This window comes from Gellertiella hungarica (genome assembly GCF_014197145.1).
In the GTDB taxonomy this organism is placed as follows: Bacteria; Pseudomonadota; Alphaproteobacteria; order Rhizobiales; family Rhizobiaceae; genus Gellertiella; species Gellertiella hungarica.
In genome coordinates this window covers 713,950-730,287 of record NZ_JACIEZ010000002.1, presented here as the reverse complement: position 1 = coordinate 730,287, position 16,338 = coordinate 713,950, and the positions used below count along the sequence as shown (strand labels likewise).

The following is a 16,338-nucleotide window of genomic DNA, read 5'->3' as shown; positions in this document are numbered from 1 at the left end:
GCGCCCCCTCCTCACACCAGCGCTGCGGCGATTTCCTCCATCGTGCGCACCGTGCCGTGGATGTCCTCGAGCGTGGTGCGGGGGTTGATGGTGCACATGCGCAGAACCAGCCGGCCCGACATGACGGTGGGCGAGAGCATGGCGTAGCCGTTCATGATGAGGTCGGAGGAAATCTTGGCATTCAGCGCGTCGAGATCCTTCTCCGCCATGCCGTCGACGGTCCAGCGGAAGGTGACGATGCCGAGGCAGGCGGGGGTGACGATTTCCCAGGCGGGGTTCTGGCGAAGCCGCTCCTCCGTCTTCTCCGCCATGCGGATGCCGCCCTCGATCGCCTCGCGAAAGGCGGGAACGCCGAAGGCCTTCAGCGACATCCAGAGCTTCAGCGCGCGGAAGCCGCGGGTGAGCTGGACGCCGTAATCGGAGAAGTTCGGCTGTTCGGCGCTTTCCTCCATGATCTTCAGATATTCGGCCGAAACCCGGAACGTATCCTTGAGATAGGCCTGGTTGCGAACGATGGCGCAGCCCATCTCGTAGGGCTGGAACATCCATTTGTGGGGATCGATGGAAAGCGAATCCGCCCGGTTCAGCCCGTCGAGCGCCTTGCGGCCGGAGGGCGAGAGCGCGGCACTGCCGCCATAGGCGCCGTCCACATGCATCCAGAGCCCCTCAGCCGCGCAGAAATCGGCAATCTCGTTCAAGGGATCGATGGCGCCGGCATTGGTGGTGCCGGCATTGGCGACGACGCAGAAGGGCACGAGCCCCTGCTGGCGGTCGGCCGCAATCTTCTGGCGCAGCGCCTCCATGGGCAGGCGATAATGCCCGTCGGAGGCGATCTTGCGCAGCTGATACTGCTGGAAGCCGAGGATCTTCAGGCCCTTGGCCACCGAGGAATGGGTCTGGTCGGAGAAGTATATGGTGGCGTTGAACGGGTTGTTCGCCAGCATTTCGTGCCGGGCCACCGCAAGGCAGGTCATGTTGGCCATCGAGCCGCCGGAGACGAAAAGCCCGCCCGCCGTTTCCGGAAATTCGAAGAGCTGGCGCAGCCACTCGATGACGGTGATCTCGATCTGCGCCGAGCCCGACGGGCCGATCCATGCGCCGCAGAAGATGTTGTAGGCAGACGCCAGCGCATCCGCCATGGCGCCGATGAAATTCGACGGCCCCGGCACGAAGGCGAAGTTGCGGGGATGATCCTGATGGGTCATCTGGTCGAGGACGAAGCTTCTGACCTGATCGAGCAGATCGTCGACCGGCACCGCCTCCATGGGCAGCGCCTCCGCCAGCCCCGCCTTCAAGGACGGCAGGGTGGAGGGCGTGGTCACCGGCCGGTCCTTGAGGCCGGTGAAGTGATCGACGATCATGCCGCCGACCTTGTCCATGATGCGGCGCATTTCGGATTCGGTGAAAGAAAGCGCTGCGGCTTCGGCCGCGCGCCCGTGCAGGGTTTCGGACATGTCATTCCTCCCGGCCTCCTCGCACGAACGGGAGGAGGCGATTTTCGAAAGCCGCAGACTTGCGTCATGCGCCGGGAAAGACAAGACGCGACGCATAATTTTCTTTCACATGTTAACAATATCCTGTCGCGCATCCGGCCGAAGATGCCGCTCCGAGCGAAATTATATCGCATATCAGTCAACTTTTATAAGAAACTTCTGATTTATTGCGCGAATCACCCCGGTAGTAGAGAATGGCCTCACCAAAGGGGGCTTTGTGTTCATGTTCGTTCTTGAGATCGGAATCGTCTGGTTCCTGATGGCGGCTGTTTTTGGCTGCCTTCTCGGCCGCATATTTCGCAATTGCGACCTGCCCCCGCATCCTGCCCGGCGAAGCGCCGAGATGCTCTCCTTCCCGCGCCTGAGCGAGGCGGCACAACGCTCTCTCCGCTGAACTTGGCCGTCATCGGCCTGCCCCGCCGTCCCGCCCGGATCATGCGCAAGAAACAACAGGCGACGGGCACCGTCAGCGTCGCATCCTCCGGGCTCCCTTGAAGAAAGCCGCGGTTTCAGGGGTTTACCCCCGCCTGGTCCGCCCCGTCTGACGAGCTCGTATCGCTCCAAGGGGTGTTCCTCGGGTCTCCGGAACCGGAAAGGCTTGCCCAGCTCTCTCCCGTCGAGTTCGAGCCCGGAGAACCCGCCGATATCGCAACAACGAACGCCCGGGGCCACGCTCAAGGCAGGCACCGGCGGTCAGAAAAACGGCGGGCGGCTGAGGCAGAGCTTGTCCGGGCCGCAAGCGAAGCAGCAGGCCCTCGGTTACCGGGCGTCTCTGCCCCGCCGGCCTGCCGAAGGACTGCGTCATCATCATTTTTCCGCTTGCGAGAAGACCTGATCGTCCTGTCACCGTCCCCGGGTAGAACAGGCGTTTCGAAGAGCCACAGCGGCTTTTCGCCGGCTTGAGGCTTCCCGCCGAGGGCAACCGGATTGGCCTGCCGAACGCCGAGAGCAAGGCCGGCCGGCGCATGCGGGGCCGGAACAGAAATAGCGCATCCGGCCCGCCTTTCCCGCCACATCGGAGCGTCAGGCACCGGCGCTGCCCAGAAAAGAAAAAAGCCCCGATTTGCGAAGCAAATCAAGGGCTTTTCGGCTGGTCGGAGTGGAGTGATTCGAACACTCGACCCCCACGTCCCGAACGTGGTGCGCTACCAGACTGCGCTACACTCCGTGACCAGCGCGGGTTCTATAGACCAGCATTTTTTGAGACACAAGCGGCAAAAACAAAAAAAGCGCATTGGCCTTGCGGTTTTTCCGGATTGGGCGATCACGGCAGAAGGCACGCCGGCGGAGGCAGCGTGGCGGAACCGTCGCGGATGCAAAATTAGTTGCATCCGCCCCCTTTCAGGCGATTTCCAACGGCTGTGCGATCCGCTAGAGCAAGCGCAGGGATGTGCTGCAACCGGGGAAAAATCTCCCGGAGGCTGCATTCCGCAAAGGCAGGCGGCGCGGGGTCAGCATCACCGTTTCGCTGGCCGTCTGCATGGCCGAGAGCGCCCGTTCCGGGGACAGGAGAAGCGCGTTTTCGGCTGACGAACCATTTTCGAGGGACCTTCGACCGATGAACATCCGCATGATCATGCTCGGCAGCCTTGCGATCGCGCTCGCCGGCTGCACCACCACCGGCGGCGGCCTGCCGCGCAACGCCATCGAAAGCGCCTGGAACGGCAAGTCCGCCGGCACTTTCTTCGCCCAGTTCGGCCCGCCGGTTTCCGATGCCGGCGATGGCGGCAGCATCGAATATACCTGGAAGGGCGGGTACAAGACCGTGCGTGTTCCGGCCAAATATGCCGAAGGCGCCAATGGCAAGAAGGGCAAGCGCATTGCCGCGGCCCAGACCCGCTATCTGAGCTGCACCGTCAAGCTGACGGTGGACGAGAGCTACACGATCCGCAAGATCACCACCATCTCCGACCGCGCAGGCCTCAACGGCCCCTCCTATTGCGCGGAATTCCTGGCAGGGGCAAAGCCGGCCGCTTAAGGCATTCTTTACCCTGAAGACACGCGGCCCGCGGCCCATGGCTGGCGGGCCGTTTCATTTTGTGCTAATTTAAGACATTAGAAATTTTATATTTTATGGAGTCATGCATGCGTGCCTACCCCAGGGTTCGCAGGACCGTTGCTGCGTCCCCCGGGCGCCAGGAGGACGATCCGGTCCGGATGCCGGCGGTGCTGCTGACGGTTTTCCTCAGCCCGTTTCTCGGATTTCTCTACCTGGGCCGGCTGAAGCTTGCTTTCCTCTATCTTTTCTACGGGCTTGCGGTGATCCTGGTCTTCGCCCTGCTCTATTTCATGGATATCAGCAGCCTGTCTTCCATGCCCTATGGCTTTTTCTACTTCCTGCTGGTGCATGCCGCGGGGGCGCTGCATTGCGCGAATTTCCGGGCGGCAAAGCCCGAGAAGAAGAGCCCCGAAATCAGCTACCGGCGGGCGGCCCTGCTGCTTTCCGCCCCCATGACGGGGTTGATGGGGCTCATCGCCCTCATCACCGCCAATGTGACCGAGCGGATGCAGGGCCCCTCCATGGCCCCCACCCTGCAGATCAACGCGCCCTATCTGGTGAACCGCTACGCCTACCGATGGTCCGAACCCAGGCGCGGCGACATCATCCTCTTCACCACCCGGACCGGAAAGAGCACCATCCAGCGCATGTCGCGGATCATCGGGCTTCCGGGGGACCGGGTCGCCATGCGGATGGGCGTGCCGGTCATCAACGGCGAGCCGCTGGAGCGGCACAGGCTGGCGGATTGCGATTTTTCCACGGGGTTCCAGACCTACCCGCTGCCCTGCTTCATGGAGCGCCTGCCGGAAGGCGGGACCTACACGGCAATCGCCCAATCCGCGCCGGGAACCGGCCGCTTCGACAACCATCCGGAACGCACGGTACCCGAAGGCAGCTACTACGTGATCGGCGACAACAGGGACGCGGCGCGCGACAGCCGCGACGTGCAGAAGGTGGGCTTCGTCTCCGCAGCCCAGATCCAGGGGCATGTCTATGTCCCGAAGGTGACCCCCGATCTGAGCGCGCGGCTTACCGGGGCTTACTGAGCCGCCTTCCGTCGTAACGGATCGGCAAGCAAGTCGTGCGAGGCTGAACGCCATGCAGGGCGCGATGACCATCGACGGGGACAGCTTCGAAAGCCGCGACCGGATAACCGGGGCGGAACGGGCGATTTTCGGCGTGGCCGGGCTTTTCTGCTTCTTTCCCGCATGGGACTTCTTCATCCGCCCCGGCATTCCGCCCTTTCAGCTGGTGCTTCTGCCCTTCTGGGTCATCGCCATCGGGGCAGCCTCGATCGGCCTGCCGCTCGTCGCGGCCGCATTTCTGGGCGGCGACCGGCTCATCCGCCTCGACCGCGCCAGCCAGACCGGGTCGGTGCATACCCGCAGCGCCCTCTTCAGCCGCCGGCGCAGCTTCCGCTTCACCGACATCGGCACCATCGAAGCCGTGGTGGAGCCGGCGAGCGAAGGCCCCGATACCTACGCCCTCCTCCTCACCCTGAAGGATAGCCGCAAGCCCCTGAAGCTGCGCAGCTTCGCCGAGAAAGCGCCCGCCGAAGCCACCGCCGAAACCCTGCGCCACTGGCTCCGGTGACCTCCGGCGACGACGCTGAAAGCAAAGGGGCGCTTGCCGCCGGCATGTATCTCTGACCACGCTGGCGCGACGACTGGCAGGCAAGACCGGCGTGAAGGTTCACGGGCATGAGGTGCCCTGTATGGCAAGCGACGGAGAAAACTGCGCTGAGAGACTGGCTGGGGCGCCTGGATTCCCAGCTAAGCGGGCAATATCTGCCAAGTCATTGAAATCATTAGACCCCAAGTCATCGACAATGATGACATTACGACAGTTCGTTACGACAGTCGATGACGACAGTGAGCTTATCCCCGGATTGCGTCCGCTCGTCCCGTCGCGGGCTATGCCGGCAAAGAGATCGAGCACTTGAAGACTGGAGTTGAATGAAGCGATGCAGGCAATATCATGAGGTGCATCTGGCGGGGGGTGTCGGTCTTGCGTCTGTTGATACTTTCATTTGGATTTTTTGTGTTTGTCCTCCAGCAGGCCTTTGCCTCTGTGACCATGGAGCGGATCGAGGTCGCAGGTGGGCCGCCCCTTCTCCTCATCAGGGGAGAATTCGAATTCAGCGATTCCCCAGCCATCCTCGAACGTGAAGCAGGAGCAACCGGCGCTTCGGGATAAGATGCAGAATTTGCCGATACTGTGACGTATGATAGGCTCACTATCAGTATGTATTATGAGGAACAAAGCAGGAGCTGAGCGATGGCTGAAACCCGCTCTCCCCGATTGGCTGTTCTGATCGATGCCGAAAATGCGTCAGCAAAAATCGTCAATGGGTTATTTGAGGAAATTGCCAAGATCGGAGAGGCGAGTGTCCGGCGCATCTATGGGGACTTCTCCAGCCTTCAAGCAAAAGCCTGGGTGAATGTGCTCGCGAAACATGCCATCATCCCGCAACAGCAATTTGCTTACACGCAGGGGAAGAACGCATCGGATATCGCCCTCGTCATCGATGCGATGGATCTGCTTCACAGCGGCCGCTTTGACGGCTTTTGTCTGGTCTCCTCCGATAGCGATTTCACCCGCCTTGCGTCACGGATCAGGGAACAGGGAGTGGATGTTTTCGGGTTTGGCGAGCAGAAGACACCGGAAAGCTTCAGACAGGCCTGTCGTCGCTTCATCTATACCGAAAACCTGCATTCCGGCCTCGCCGATTCCGATCAGAAGCCGCCAGCCACTCCGCTTCAACCTCCAAGCGCCGCAATCCCCATTCTCAGGAGAGTGATCGCCCAACTGGAGACCGAAGACGGTTGGGTTCAATTGGGCCCGGTAGGGCAACAACTGGCAAATCTCGCCTCCGATTTCGATCCGAGAACCTATGGCTGCAAGAAACTGAGCGACCTCGTCAGGCAGACAAATGCGTTCGAGGTCAATCACGCCGGGGGCGGGCCGGTCCGAATTCGCTTGAAGGTCGAGCATGCGACGAAGAAAAAGACCAAAGCCTAGGGGCTGTTTCGGATCGAACCAGCCGGACTACCCCATTCATGCAGCGGCTTTTGTTAGCCGCAAGTTCAAGAGCGAGTTCGACGTCTGGTTGTCGATGGCTCGATGGCGCCGGGTGGTGTTTCCCCTCTATCGTCGCGCAACCGATCCTTTCTGGTCTCGATTTGGTTTCATGCGACCACATCTGTCGTATCGGCATGTCATGGTCCAGCCATGACCAAACCTGATCTTTCCCCCACCGCACACCTTCAACTTGATCACCCCTACGAACAGCAGGCAGCCCGTCATCTCCTCGCGCGGGCACTGCGCACCATGATCTCCGGCAATCGGCTTAGCCTCGACTATGCAGCGGTCGCATTTCTCTTGGAACGGCTGCCATTGATCGATCCGCAAGGCGCTTGCGTCGCACTCGCAGCCGAACTCGAGCATGGACACCACGAGATCGGTACCGTCCCGGCCTTCTCGAAATTGGTCTTCGAACTGATGGCAGCCAGCGAGGTGGCAATCCTGTCGCCGATGCAGGAGCGTCTGGGCCGCATCTGCACGCTTCTTGAACTCGACCCCGTGGACGAGATCATCCTTGGGGTCGCCTTGCGATGCTCCGGCCTTGGCTTCCTTGGCGGCATCGGCTCGATCCTCAAGTCGCCACGCACCGATTTTCCGCTGGGCGCAAGGGATTATCTCCCACTCATGACCGGCATGCCCCAGGAGAAGCTGGAGGGTCGGCTTGCGAAGGACGCGCCGCTTTTTGTCCACGGCCTCCTGTCGGACGGTTCGGATTGCGAGCCCGGCTCCATCCTCATGGATGCCATGCTGGCCACGGAATTCGACGAAGGCGCATTGCTGGAACGCTTTGTGACACATCCGAAGACCGACCTGTCATGGGATGACTTCAGCCACATGCACGAGGCCCTGTCTGATCTCGAACGCATCCTGAATTCCAGACTTGCAGGTGGTCAGAACACCAACATTCTCTTTTATGGCGTTCCCGGCACAGGCAAGACCGAACTCGCCCATCTGATAGCTGCCCGCCTCGACATGCCGATCGTGGCATTCGATCAGGGCGAAATGCGTGGCCGTCGCTTCTTCGGAGAAGACCTGGCGAATGCTCTGCGTGCCCGCAAGCAGATTGCAAGCCTCATCCCGCGCTCCCTCGTGCTGATCGATGAGGCGGACGATCTCCTGAGCGGCCTCGACGATCCCAATCTTGCACAGCGTTCCGCTCCGAAACTTCATGTGAACCAGAGTGTCGAGCTGGCCAGCCGCCCGACAATCTGGATCACAAATCATCCGGAGCGGCTGGGCGCTTCCGTCCTTCGGCGCATGACCTACGCCCTGTCGTTTCAAGTACCCGGACGTGCGCATCGGGCAGCCATGCTCCGGCGAATTTTCGCTCGCCATGGACTGCGTCTGTCCGGCAGGGAAAGCGAGCAGCTGGCCGGGCGTTTCGAGGCACCGGCCGCAGTCTTTGCAAATGCTGCCCGGGCAACGTCAGAAGCCAAAGGCAACCTCGAGCTCTTCTCCGCGACAACCCAATCCATCCTGTCGCTCCTCGGACGGGATTCGCCAATGCGAAGAGACGCGACGCCCTTTTCGGTCGAGTTCATCAACGCGAGCGAAAATCCGGCCGGGTTCGTTGCCTCTCTTGTGCAACAGAAGGAACGGGACGTCAGCATTCTCCTGCATGGCCCCTCGGGCACCGGAAAGACAGCCTTTGCGAATTTTCTGGCCGAGGAACTGGGGCTGGACCTACTTGAGGTTCGCGCCTCCGATCTTCTGTCGAAATGGCATGGCGAAACCGAGCGAAACATCGCCAATGCGTTCAGGGAGGCCGAGCAGAAGCAGGCGGTTCTGTTTTTCGATGAGGTCGACAGCCTTCTGTCATCACGCTCCAAAGCAACATACAGCTGGGAAATCTCTCAGAAAAACGAAATGCTGACCTGGCTCGAGGCGGCGAAGGTGCCTGTCCTTGCAGCAACAAACAGGCTCCCGGACATCGACGAGGCGGCCATGCGGAGATTCATGTTCAAGATGGAGTTTCTGCCGCTGAAGCGCGAACAGGCGCGTCAGGCCTTCACCCGGTTCTTCGGTTTCGCCCTGTCGCCAAGGCTTGCTCTGCCGCAGTCTGTCTGCATCGGCGACCTGGCCGTGGTGAAGCGCCGGCTGGCCTTCCGTCCGGCGCAGAACGCATCGGAAATAATTGATCTGCTCAAACAGGAAACCTTCTACCAGAGACGAAAAACTTATATGCCGGGAAACAGCCCTGAGTTGTCCCGTCATGGCCCGATGACACAAGGAGACCGGTGAGGAGCCTGGCATGATCAATCGATCGCTGCGGATGTTTTCGGTCCTGCGCAAGGCAATCCTCGCCATGACAGTGGCATCCGCGGTGCTGGCCTTCGGTCAGGGCGCTTGGGACAGCCTGTCACTTTTTGCAAATCGGCTCGACCCGGCAATCGTGGTCCGGCATCGGCTGGCAGCCGTAACCTGCAGCGCCTACGAAACGGAGATAAGGGCGGCGCTCGCGGCTGAGGATGCCGAGCTTGCCCGCAGCCTGGCCGATCTTGCCGTGAGCTACGGTCAGACCATTGACCCGGTCCTCCTTGCCGAGATCGTCGAGGCGGAGAAATTCAGCCTCACCCGCTCCGCAGGCGAAGTTTATGACGGCTTCATTCGCGGAGAGACCGGCACATTCGTCAGCTTCACCTCATCCGTCATCGCGGATCAGATCGTCATCGGGGACCTGCGCGACCTTAGTATCGAGGCCTCCAATTACCCTGATTACGATGGCGTGACGGTTGCACTTGCCTCGGTCGGGATCGCGGCGAGTGCTGCAACATTGGTATCCGGTCCGGCCGCCCGGGTGGGCGCATCGTTTCTCAAGGCGGTGAAGAAGGGCGGGGCCGTTCCGCCTCACATCCTGAAGGAGATTGCACTCGTCGGACAGGATGTGGTGGATCTGAAGCTTGCCCGCAAGATTCTGGACGAGATACCCTCCCGCGGCATCGGCGATGCGGCGTCGGATCTCAACAAGCTCTTTCGTCCAGACCGGCTTGAAATGCTGATGTCTCCTGCAAGGTCACTGGGCACGCTGGTAAAGGCGCAAGGGTTCAGGGGTGCCTCGGACGCGATGAAGCGGGCCGAAAGACTTGATGATCTTCCGAAGCTCAATCGTCTTTCCGAGCAGATGGGAAGCACGTTCCGCGGCGGCTTGCACCTGCTGAAGGGAAGCCGGTTCGTTCTTTCCGTGGGAGAGATCGTCGGTAGTGGCATGATCGCCATTCTGAAGTCGATCTGGCTCCTCGCCTCGGTCCTGTTGTTCCTCATCCAGCTTTTGCTGAAACCCATCGTCCGCCTTGCCTTTCACTCGACATCTTCCCCTTCGCCGTGAGGAAACATGCCTGTCCCTATCCCGATCAATGCATCAAGCGTCTGCAATGCCGTCATTCCCGAAGGCGCCATCCGTCGAACGGACTGTCCGAGATGAGCTATTCCAACGCCGAGAAACTGATCGAGCTCTGCATTGCCCTCGGTCAAAGCAAAATGGGCATGACGATCAGCGAGATCGCCGAGCGTTTCCACGTCACGCGACGGACAGCGGAGCGCATGCGCGATGCGCTTGAGCGCCTTTTCCCCTCGCTTGCCTGCAAACGCGATCACGAGGGCCTGAAGCGCTGGTTCCTGCCCGATGATGTTGTTCAGCCTCTCGTTCGGTTCGACGCTGCTGACTTCGCCGCGCTCAAGGCCAGCGAGGACATGCTGAGACGGGCAAATCGTTCCGAGGACGCCAGTCGGATCAGCCAGCTCGGCGAAAAGCTTCGAACGGCTCTGAGCAGCAGGGCGAAGAGTCGCATCGAGCCCGACCTTGAGGCTTTGATGCAGTCAGAGGGGATCGCCTTGCGGCCCGGGCCTGTTGTCCGCATCGATCCGGTGGCACTGGATAATATCCGCACGGCAATTCTGTCCTCTCGGCGGATCAGATGTGACCTCAGGCTGCAGTCCGGCCGAACGATTGAGGATGCCAGGCTGGAACCCTATGGCTTGCTCTATGGTCTGCGCCCCTACCTGCTTGCGGCAAGGGCCGGAGGAAGCGGTGTCAAGCAATACAGGCTTCAATCCATATCGGGGATTGCCCTGACGGATGATGCTTTCGAGCGTGATCCCGGCTTCGATATCGTGACCTTCTCGCGAGGGGCTTTCGGCGTCTTTCAGGAAGAGCCTGTCGATGTCGAATGGCATTTCCGGCCGGAAGCCGCAGCTGAGGCAGCCGATTATGTGTTTCATCCATCGCAGGAGCTTGAGCGTTCAGCGGATGGCGGCCTTCGAGTGCGTTTTCGCGCGGGCGGGCTTCTGGAAATGGCCTGGCACCTCGCGACCTGGGGAAACGCGGTGACAGTCATCCAGCCTGAAGACTTCTGGCAGAGGGTGCATGAAATTCAGGTCGGGCGCTGGACGGCAGTTCCCGGCGAAACAGACGGGGAACCATAAACATGACCAAGCTCAACAGCGTCCACTGGGCGAAGTTCAAGGAGTTGAGCAGCTCCGCTGAATACTGGCCCGCCGCCAATCCGCGGCAATTCACCGGTGCGGGAAAGTTCGCCCAGGACTGCCATTTGCTCCTGCCTGATGCGGAGCTGAAACGCGATGATCTCAAGCGCCTCTCAGCAGACAGTTCCGTTCCTCCGGAAAGTCTTTTCTGGTCGATCATGGCCTGGGGCGGCATGCGCAGGTCTCACTGCAGCCTCGTTTCCGACTACGTGAAACGGGAAATCGCGCCGATCATAGAGGATATCCGTTCTGGCAATCTGTCTCGAAGCGATGCCTATGACCGTTTCAAGCGGAACCATGCCGAAAACCGGCAACCCGGCCTGGGTCCTGCTTTCTTCACCAAGTTGATCTTCTTCTGCTCTCCCCGGCATGACGGTTACATCATGGATCGCTGGACCGGAAACAGCATCAATCTTCTATTTGGCGATGTGCCGTCGATGGCCGTGGTCAGGATGACACCGGCATTCTATGTCGACCATTCGAACACCGCCCGGCAATACGAGGAATTCTGCACGCTGGTTGAAGATCTCGCCGGCATGGGAAAATGCTCGCCGGAAGAAATCGAGATCAGGCTGTTTGCCGGAAATGGCAAGGGGCATTCGCCGACAAGCTGGCGTCAATATGTCCGAAAGCAACTGAAGATACCGGCTGGAAGGGCAGGGCGCGGCCAGACAGCGTGACCTGCGTTTCAGGTCGGCAGGTTGCGGCGCAACTGAAGGGCTGCACCAGGCGGGACACCGGATTGCGTCCGCTCGTCCCGTCGCGGGCTATGCCGGCAAAGAGATTGAGCACTTGAAGACTGGAGTTGAATGAAGCGATGCAGGCGATATCATGAGGTGCATCTGGCAGGGGGTGTCGGTCTTGCGTCTGTTGATACTTTCATTTGGATTTATTGTGTTTTTCTTCCAGCAGGCCTTTGCCTCTGTGACCATGGAGCGGATCGAGGTTGCAGGTGGGCCGCCCCTTCTCCTCATCAGGGGAGAATTCGAATTCAGCGATTCCCCAGCCATCCTCGAACGTGAAGCAGGAGCAACCGGCGCCACGGTTGTCACTTTCGACAGCAATGGCGGGAATGTCGTTTCGGCCATGGCCTTTGGACGCGCGATCCGTGCACTCGGCCTGTCCACGATACAGTTGCGTTCGAGCCAGTGTGCTTCCGCCTGTACGCTCGCCTTCATCGGGGGCGTGACGAGACTGGCTGAACCAGGATCAATGGGTGTTCACCAATCTTCCTTCTCGCCCGAAGACGATATTGACGGACATGTCGCGGTGGCAGCAGTGCAGGCGATGACATCTCAGATCATGACCTACATGATCGAAATGGGTGTTGACCCGAAGCTCTTGCAAGTCAGCCTCGCCGTTGCAGCCGACGACATGCGCTATCTGACAGCCAGCGAGATGGAGGAGTACAATGTAACGAACGCGCAGGCAGACCCCCCCAAATCCGCACCACCCCCTGCACATTCTCCGAACCAGCCTGTTGAACCGAACGCTCCTTCGCCTTCTGCCGCCGGCAGCCACGCGCCATCGCAAGCCGAACCGTCGACTGATGAAAGCCGGGCCCAGAACTTTCTGATCGCCTACCATGATGCATGGTCGCGGCCGAATTCGGATGCGCTCCGCTTCATGGAGGCGGCTTATGCCGAGACTGTCAGCTTCTACGGCAAGACTCTTTCCCGGAATGCCATCATCGATGAGAAGCGTACTTTTGCGGAACGGTGGCCGAGGAGGGCCTATGTCCTGCGCCATGGTTCCGTGGATGTCATTTGCGCCATGACCTGCACAGCATCCGGTATTGTCGACTGGTTTGCGCACAGCCCGGAGCGGGGGAAAATGTCGTCCGGTTCGGCAGAGTTCCGCGTCAGCTGGGACCCGTCCAGTGGGAAGATCATCTCCGAAGCCGGGACCGTCCTCTCGACAGACAAGGGTGCCCGAGAGCCGCTGCGCGTCATCGCACAATGGCAGGCGGAAAACGGGCTTTGCCGCGGCGGATCAGGGGATTCCGACGAAACCCTAAAGGCCTGCGACCGCCGCGACGTGATCGATACCAAGCTTCGGAATGTCGGCTGGTGCTATGGCCGGCCGGGCGAGTACGGATACCAGATGGATTGGCATTCGTGCGACGAGAGCACCCATAAGAATACGCAGGGCGCGATTGTCCAGAAGGCGAAGGATTTGGACGGACCTGCGTTTAGGGTATCGGAGCTGTATAAGGGCAAGCTTCGTTTGCCGGATTTTCGGAAGCGCGACCGTGCCTTCAACAGCTTCCGTACGCGGATCAGGGATGGCATGAAAGCCGGGCCGAACTTCGCGGACCGTTATTCGGTCATCCAGTTCGGCTGTGGCACTGGCTGCTCCATGGTCATCGTAGGGGACAACAAGACAGGCCGGCCAATGGACTTTCCCTTGGGTGGCGAGGCCAACATGTACCTCACTCTGCGGTTCAATCTGAAAAGCCGCCTGATGACCGCCCAGTGGGCAGACTTCAATGCCGACCGTTGTTATGTCGAGTTTCTCGATTTCGACGGGAACGCCTGGAAACAGCTTGCGAGGCAAGCAGTAGGGTCAAAAGACGCCTGTAATAGGGATATCGCCGAAAATCTCGAATGAACGGGCACCAGTTCGTTGTCTTTACGGGCTGCCCGTGGAACTCGATGTCGCGTTTAACTCAGATGCGAACAGAGCAAGCTCCCGGAAATAATTTCCGCAAGCAAGTCCGCCCGGCAAGATGATGCCGGGCAGGCGACGCTCTGGAATTATGGCACTTGGAAGCGAAATTCCTTCGCAAACCAATAAATTCCCTCGAAGAAGGATGGCTGCAGAATCCCGGCCATCATGTCTGAGCTTGCCCGCTCGATATTGGAACGCAAATTCGCCTTCTTCCAGCGCGGTACCTTCACAACTGATGACGGCCCGGGGAAAGCAGCGTCTTCCCACTCAAACAGAGGCTCTTGAACGTTCAGGAAACCCGGCTTCCCCTCCTTGAAGAGCGAAAGCATGTACGATGCAAAGAGCGGTCTGCCTTCAGGACCGTTTTTCTGGAAACGACCCGTAATCAGCAGGAGCTCCACACCGATTTCAGCAAACCCACTTCGAAACGCTTGACCTGAGACCCGACTTCCCTCCAGTTTTCGGGAGAGTCTTTGATTTTTAATCTGGCCTCATGCGGCCTGTCTTTCCATAGTCATTTTCATTGCGAACTCGCTGGGGGTGATGTTGCCCAGCGACGAGTGGGGTCTGTTTCTGTTGTAATCCTCCTTCCATGCAGCGATTGCGGCGCGAGCCTGAGCGAGTGACGAGAACAGCGTCTCGTTCAGGCATTCATCGCGGAAGCTGCCGTTGAAGCTTTCGACGAAGCCGTTTTGCATCGGCTTGCCGGGGGCGATGTAGTGCCATTCGACCTTGGTTTCCTGGCACCATCTGAGGATGGCCATGCTGGTCATCTCCGTGCCGTTGTCCGAGACAATCGTCCTTGGCTTTCCGCGCCTGGCGATGAGACCATCCAGCTCGCGGGCAAGCCGTGCGCCTGACAAGGATGTGTCGGCAACCAGGCAAAGGCATTCGCGGGTAAAGTCGTCAACGACGGCCAGAACCCGGAACCGACGACCGTCAGTGAAGGCATCGCTGACGAAGTCCAGGCTCCAGCGCTCATTGGGGCGTGAGGGCAGAGCCAGAGGACGCCTTGTCCCCAAGGCTCGCTTCCGGCCGCCGCGCTTGCGCACCGTCAGCTTCTCCTCTCGATAAAGACGACGAAGCTTCTTCAGGTTCATGACGATCCCCTGCCGGTCGAGCATGACGTGGATACGGCGATAACCGAAGCGGCGACGCTCCGACGCCACTTTCTTCATCGCCTCCCGAATGGCTGCATCGTCGGGCCGCACACTGCGATATCGCATGCTCGACCGATCCACCGACAGAACCTCGCACGCCCGCCGCTGGCTTACTCCATGCTGCGCACAGACGTGAGCCACCGCATTCCGCTTCACATCGGGCGTCACCATTTTTTTGCAGCGACATCCTTTGACCTGCCACTGAGAATTTCCTTCAGGATTGATTAGAGTCCGGCCCAACGAGGACGGACAGATGAAGAAGCAGAGATTTACGGAAGAGCAGATTATCGGTGTTTTGCGTGAGCAGGAGGTGGGCGCGAAGACGGCCGATCTCTGCCGCAAGCACGGGATTTCCGAGGCGACCTTTTACAATTGGAAGGCCAAGTACGGAGGCATGGATGTCTTCGAGGCAAAGCGGCTGAAAGCGCTTGAAGAGGAGAACGCCAAGCTGAAGAAGCTGCTCGCCGAACAGTTGCTGGATGTGGCCGCGCTCCGCGAGCTTCTTTCAAAAAAATGGTAGGGCCTGCCGCCAAGCGTGACGCTGTCGCGCATCTGAAGGCCGTGATGGGCCTCTCGGAGCGTCGGGCCTGCCAGATCATTTCCGCTGACCGCACAATGATCCGTTACCAGTCCTGCCGAGCGCCGGAGGACGAACTGCGAGCGAGGCTGCGCGATCTGGCCAATGAACGGCGTCGCTTCGGTTACCGGCGGCTGTTCATCCTGCTCAGGCGAGAGGGAGAACCATCCGGTGTGAACCGCATCTATCGGCTCTATCGCGAGGAAGGGCTTTCGGTTCGCAAGCGAAAGACCCGACGACGTGCCGTCGGCACACGCGCTCCGATCTTGGTCGAGGCAAAGGCAAACGCCCGCTGGTCGCTGGATTTCGTGCACGATCAGTTCGCCTGCGGCAGGCGCTTCCGCGTGCTCAACATCGTCGATGACGTCACGCGCGAATGCCTGGCGGCGATCCCTGACACGTCGATCTCTGGCCGTCGCGTTGCTCGCGAACTAACGGCGTTGGTCGAACGGCGCGGCAAGCCCGGCATGATCGTTTCCGACAATGGGACCGAACTCACCTCAAATGCCATCCTTGCCTGGTCGAAAGATCACAAGGTCGAGTGGCACTACATCGCTCCGGGAAGACCAATGCAAAACGGCTATGTCGAGAGTTTCAACGGCCGCATGCGTGACGAGTTGCTCAACGAAAGCCTGTTCTTCGGCCTTGATCATGCCCGCAGCGCCATCGCCGAATGGGCTGAAGACTACAACAACTTCCGGCCGCACTCGTCGCTCGGATATCAGACCCCGGCAAACTATGCCGGGACCATCGCCGCAACCGGCTCCAACACTGCGCGAGATGTAAGCTACGCGTTTGCGCCGGTTGCTCCCATCGCGCCAATTGGCGTATCAACAACCACCCGCGCTCTAATCGCCGCCGGATGAAAGTTCA

General features: G+C 60.0%; 13 protein-coding genes, 1 tRNA gene and 1 pseudogene. 10 read left to right on the top strand and 5 right to left on the bottom strand.

Annotated elements, in window-relative coordinates; translation table 11 throughout:
* Positions 1-11: 11 nt before the first annotated feature.
* From GGR23_RS07985 to GGR23_RS07975, 3 genes are all read right to left on the bottom strand, one after another.
* Positions 12-1,454, bottom strand: coding sequence for a pyridoxal phosphate-dependent decarboxylase family protein (locus GGR23_RS07985; RefSeq protein WP_210296889.1), 1,443 nt, complete (start codon positions 1,452-1,454; stop codon positions 12-14).
* 178 nt (positions 1,455-1,632) lie between these two features.
* Positions 1,633-1,872 carry a hypothetical protein gene (locus tag GGR23_RS07980; protein WP_183365637.1) on the bottom strand — a complete coding sequence of 80 codons (240 nt, stop codon included), beginning with the start codon at positions 1,870-1,872 and terminating at the stop codon, positions 1,633-1,635.
* Between the two features lie 712 nt (positions 1,873-2,584).
* Positions 2,585-2,661 (bottom strand) — tRNA-Pro (locus GGR23_RS07975).
* 390 nt (positions 2,662-3,051) lie between these two features.
* Between GGR23_RS07975 and GGR23_RS07970 the strand changes: the two genes are divergently transcribed.
* From GGR23_RS07970 to GGR23_RS07930, 9 genes are all read left to right on the top strand, one after another.
* A complete protein-coding gene (locus GGR23_RS07970; RefSeq protein WP_183365636.1) occupies positions 3,052-3,471 on the top strand; it encodes a hypothetical protein in 420 nt (139 codons plus the stop codon).
* Positions 3,472-3,578: 107 nt separating this feature from the next.
* Positions 3,579-4,538, top strand: a complete 960-nt coding sequence (gene lepB, locus GGR23_RS07965; protein WP_183365635.1) for a signal peptidase I — start codon at positions 3,579-3,581, stop codon at positions 4,536-4,538.
* Between the two features lie 52 nt (positions 4,539-4,590).
* A complete protein-coding gene (locus GGR23_RS07960) occupies positions 4,591-5,085 on the top strand; it encodes a hypothetical protein (protein WP_183365634.1) in 495 nt (164 codons plus the stop codon).
* Positions 5,086-5,769: 684 nt separating this feature from the next.
* On the top strand, positions 5,770-6,513 hold the full coding sequence (locus GGR23_RS07955; RefSeq protein WP_183365633.1) for an NYN domain-containing protein: 744 nt from the start codon (positions 5,770-5,772) through the stop codon (positions 6,511-6,513).
* Positions 6,514-6,615: 102 nt separating this feature from the next.
* Entirely contained in the window at positions 6,616-8,817 is a 2,202-nt protein-coding gene (locus GGR23_RS07950; protein ID WP_183365632.1) for an AAA family ATPase, read from the top strand.
* Positions 8,818-8,827: 10 nt separating this feature from the next.
* Positions 8,828-9,901 carry a hypothetical protein gene (locus GGR23_RS07945; protein ID WP_183365631.1) on the top strand — a complete coding sequence of 358 codons (1,074 nt, stop codon included), beginning with the start codon at positions 8,828-8,830 and terminating at the stop codon, positions 9,899-9,901.
* 92 nt (positions 9,902-9,993) lie between these two features.
* On the top strand, positions 9,994-10,998 hold the full coding sequence (locus GGR23_RS07940) for a helix-turn-helix transcriptional regulator (protein ID WP_183365630.1): 1,005 nt from the start codon (positions 9,994-9,996) through the stop codon (positions 10,996-10,998).
* Between the two features lie 2 nt (positions 10,999-11,000).
* Positions 11,001-11,738 carry an 8-oxoguanine DNA glycosylase OGG fold protein gene (locus tag GGR23_RS07935; protein ID WP_183365629.1) on the top strand — a complete coding sequence of 246 codons (738 nt, stop codon included), beginning with the start codon at positions 11,001-11,003 and terminating at the stop codon, positions 11,736-11,738.
* A gap of 172 nt (positions 11,739-11,910) precedes the next feature.
* Positions 11,911-13,668, top strand: a complete 1,758-nt coding sequence (locus GGR23_RS07930; RefSeq protein WP_343066628.1) for a COG3904 family protein — start codon at positions 11,911-11,913, stop codon at positions 13,666-13,668.
* A 146-nt stretch (positions 13,669-13,814) separates the two neighbouring features.
* On the opposite strand, the gene GGR23_RS07925 is transcribed toward GGR23_RS07930, so the two are convergent.
* Both GGR23_RS07925 and GGR23_RS07920 read right to left on the bottom strand, forming a co-directional pair.
* Positions 13,815-14,129 (bottom strand): hypothetical protein, encoded by a 315-nt coding sequence (locus tag GGR23_RS07925; protein ID WP_183365627.1) that lies wholly within the window; start codon positions 14,127-14,129, stop codon positions 13,815-13,817.
* Between the two features lie 90 nt (positions 14,130-14,219).
* Positions 14,220-15,065 (bottom strand): annotated as a pseudogene (locus GGR23_RS07920) (IS3 family transposase); the annotation flags it as partial.
* A gap of 76 nt (positions 15,066-15,141) precedes the next feature.
* On the opposite strand from GGR23_RS07920, the gene GGR23_RS07915 reads away from it, so the two are divergent.
* A protein-coding gene (locus GGR23_RS07915) for an IS3 family transposase (protein ID WP_183365625.1) occupies positions 15,142-16,331 on the top strand; the annotation gives its coding sequence in 2 pieces (ribosomal slippage) (positions 15,142-15,394 and positions 15,394-16,331; 1,191 coding nt in all).
* Positions 16,332-16,338: the final 7 nt, after the last annotated feature.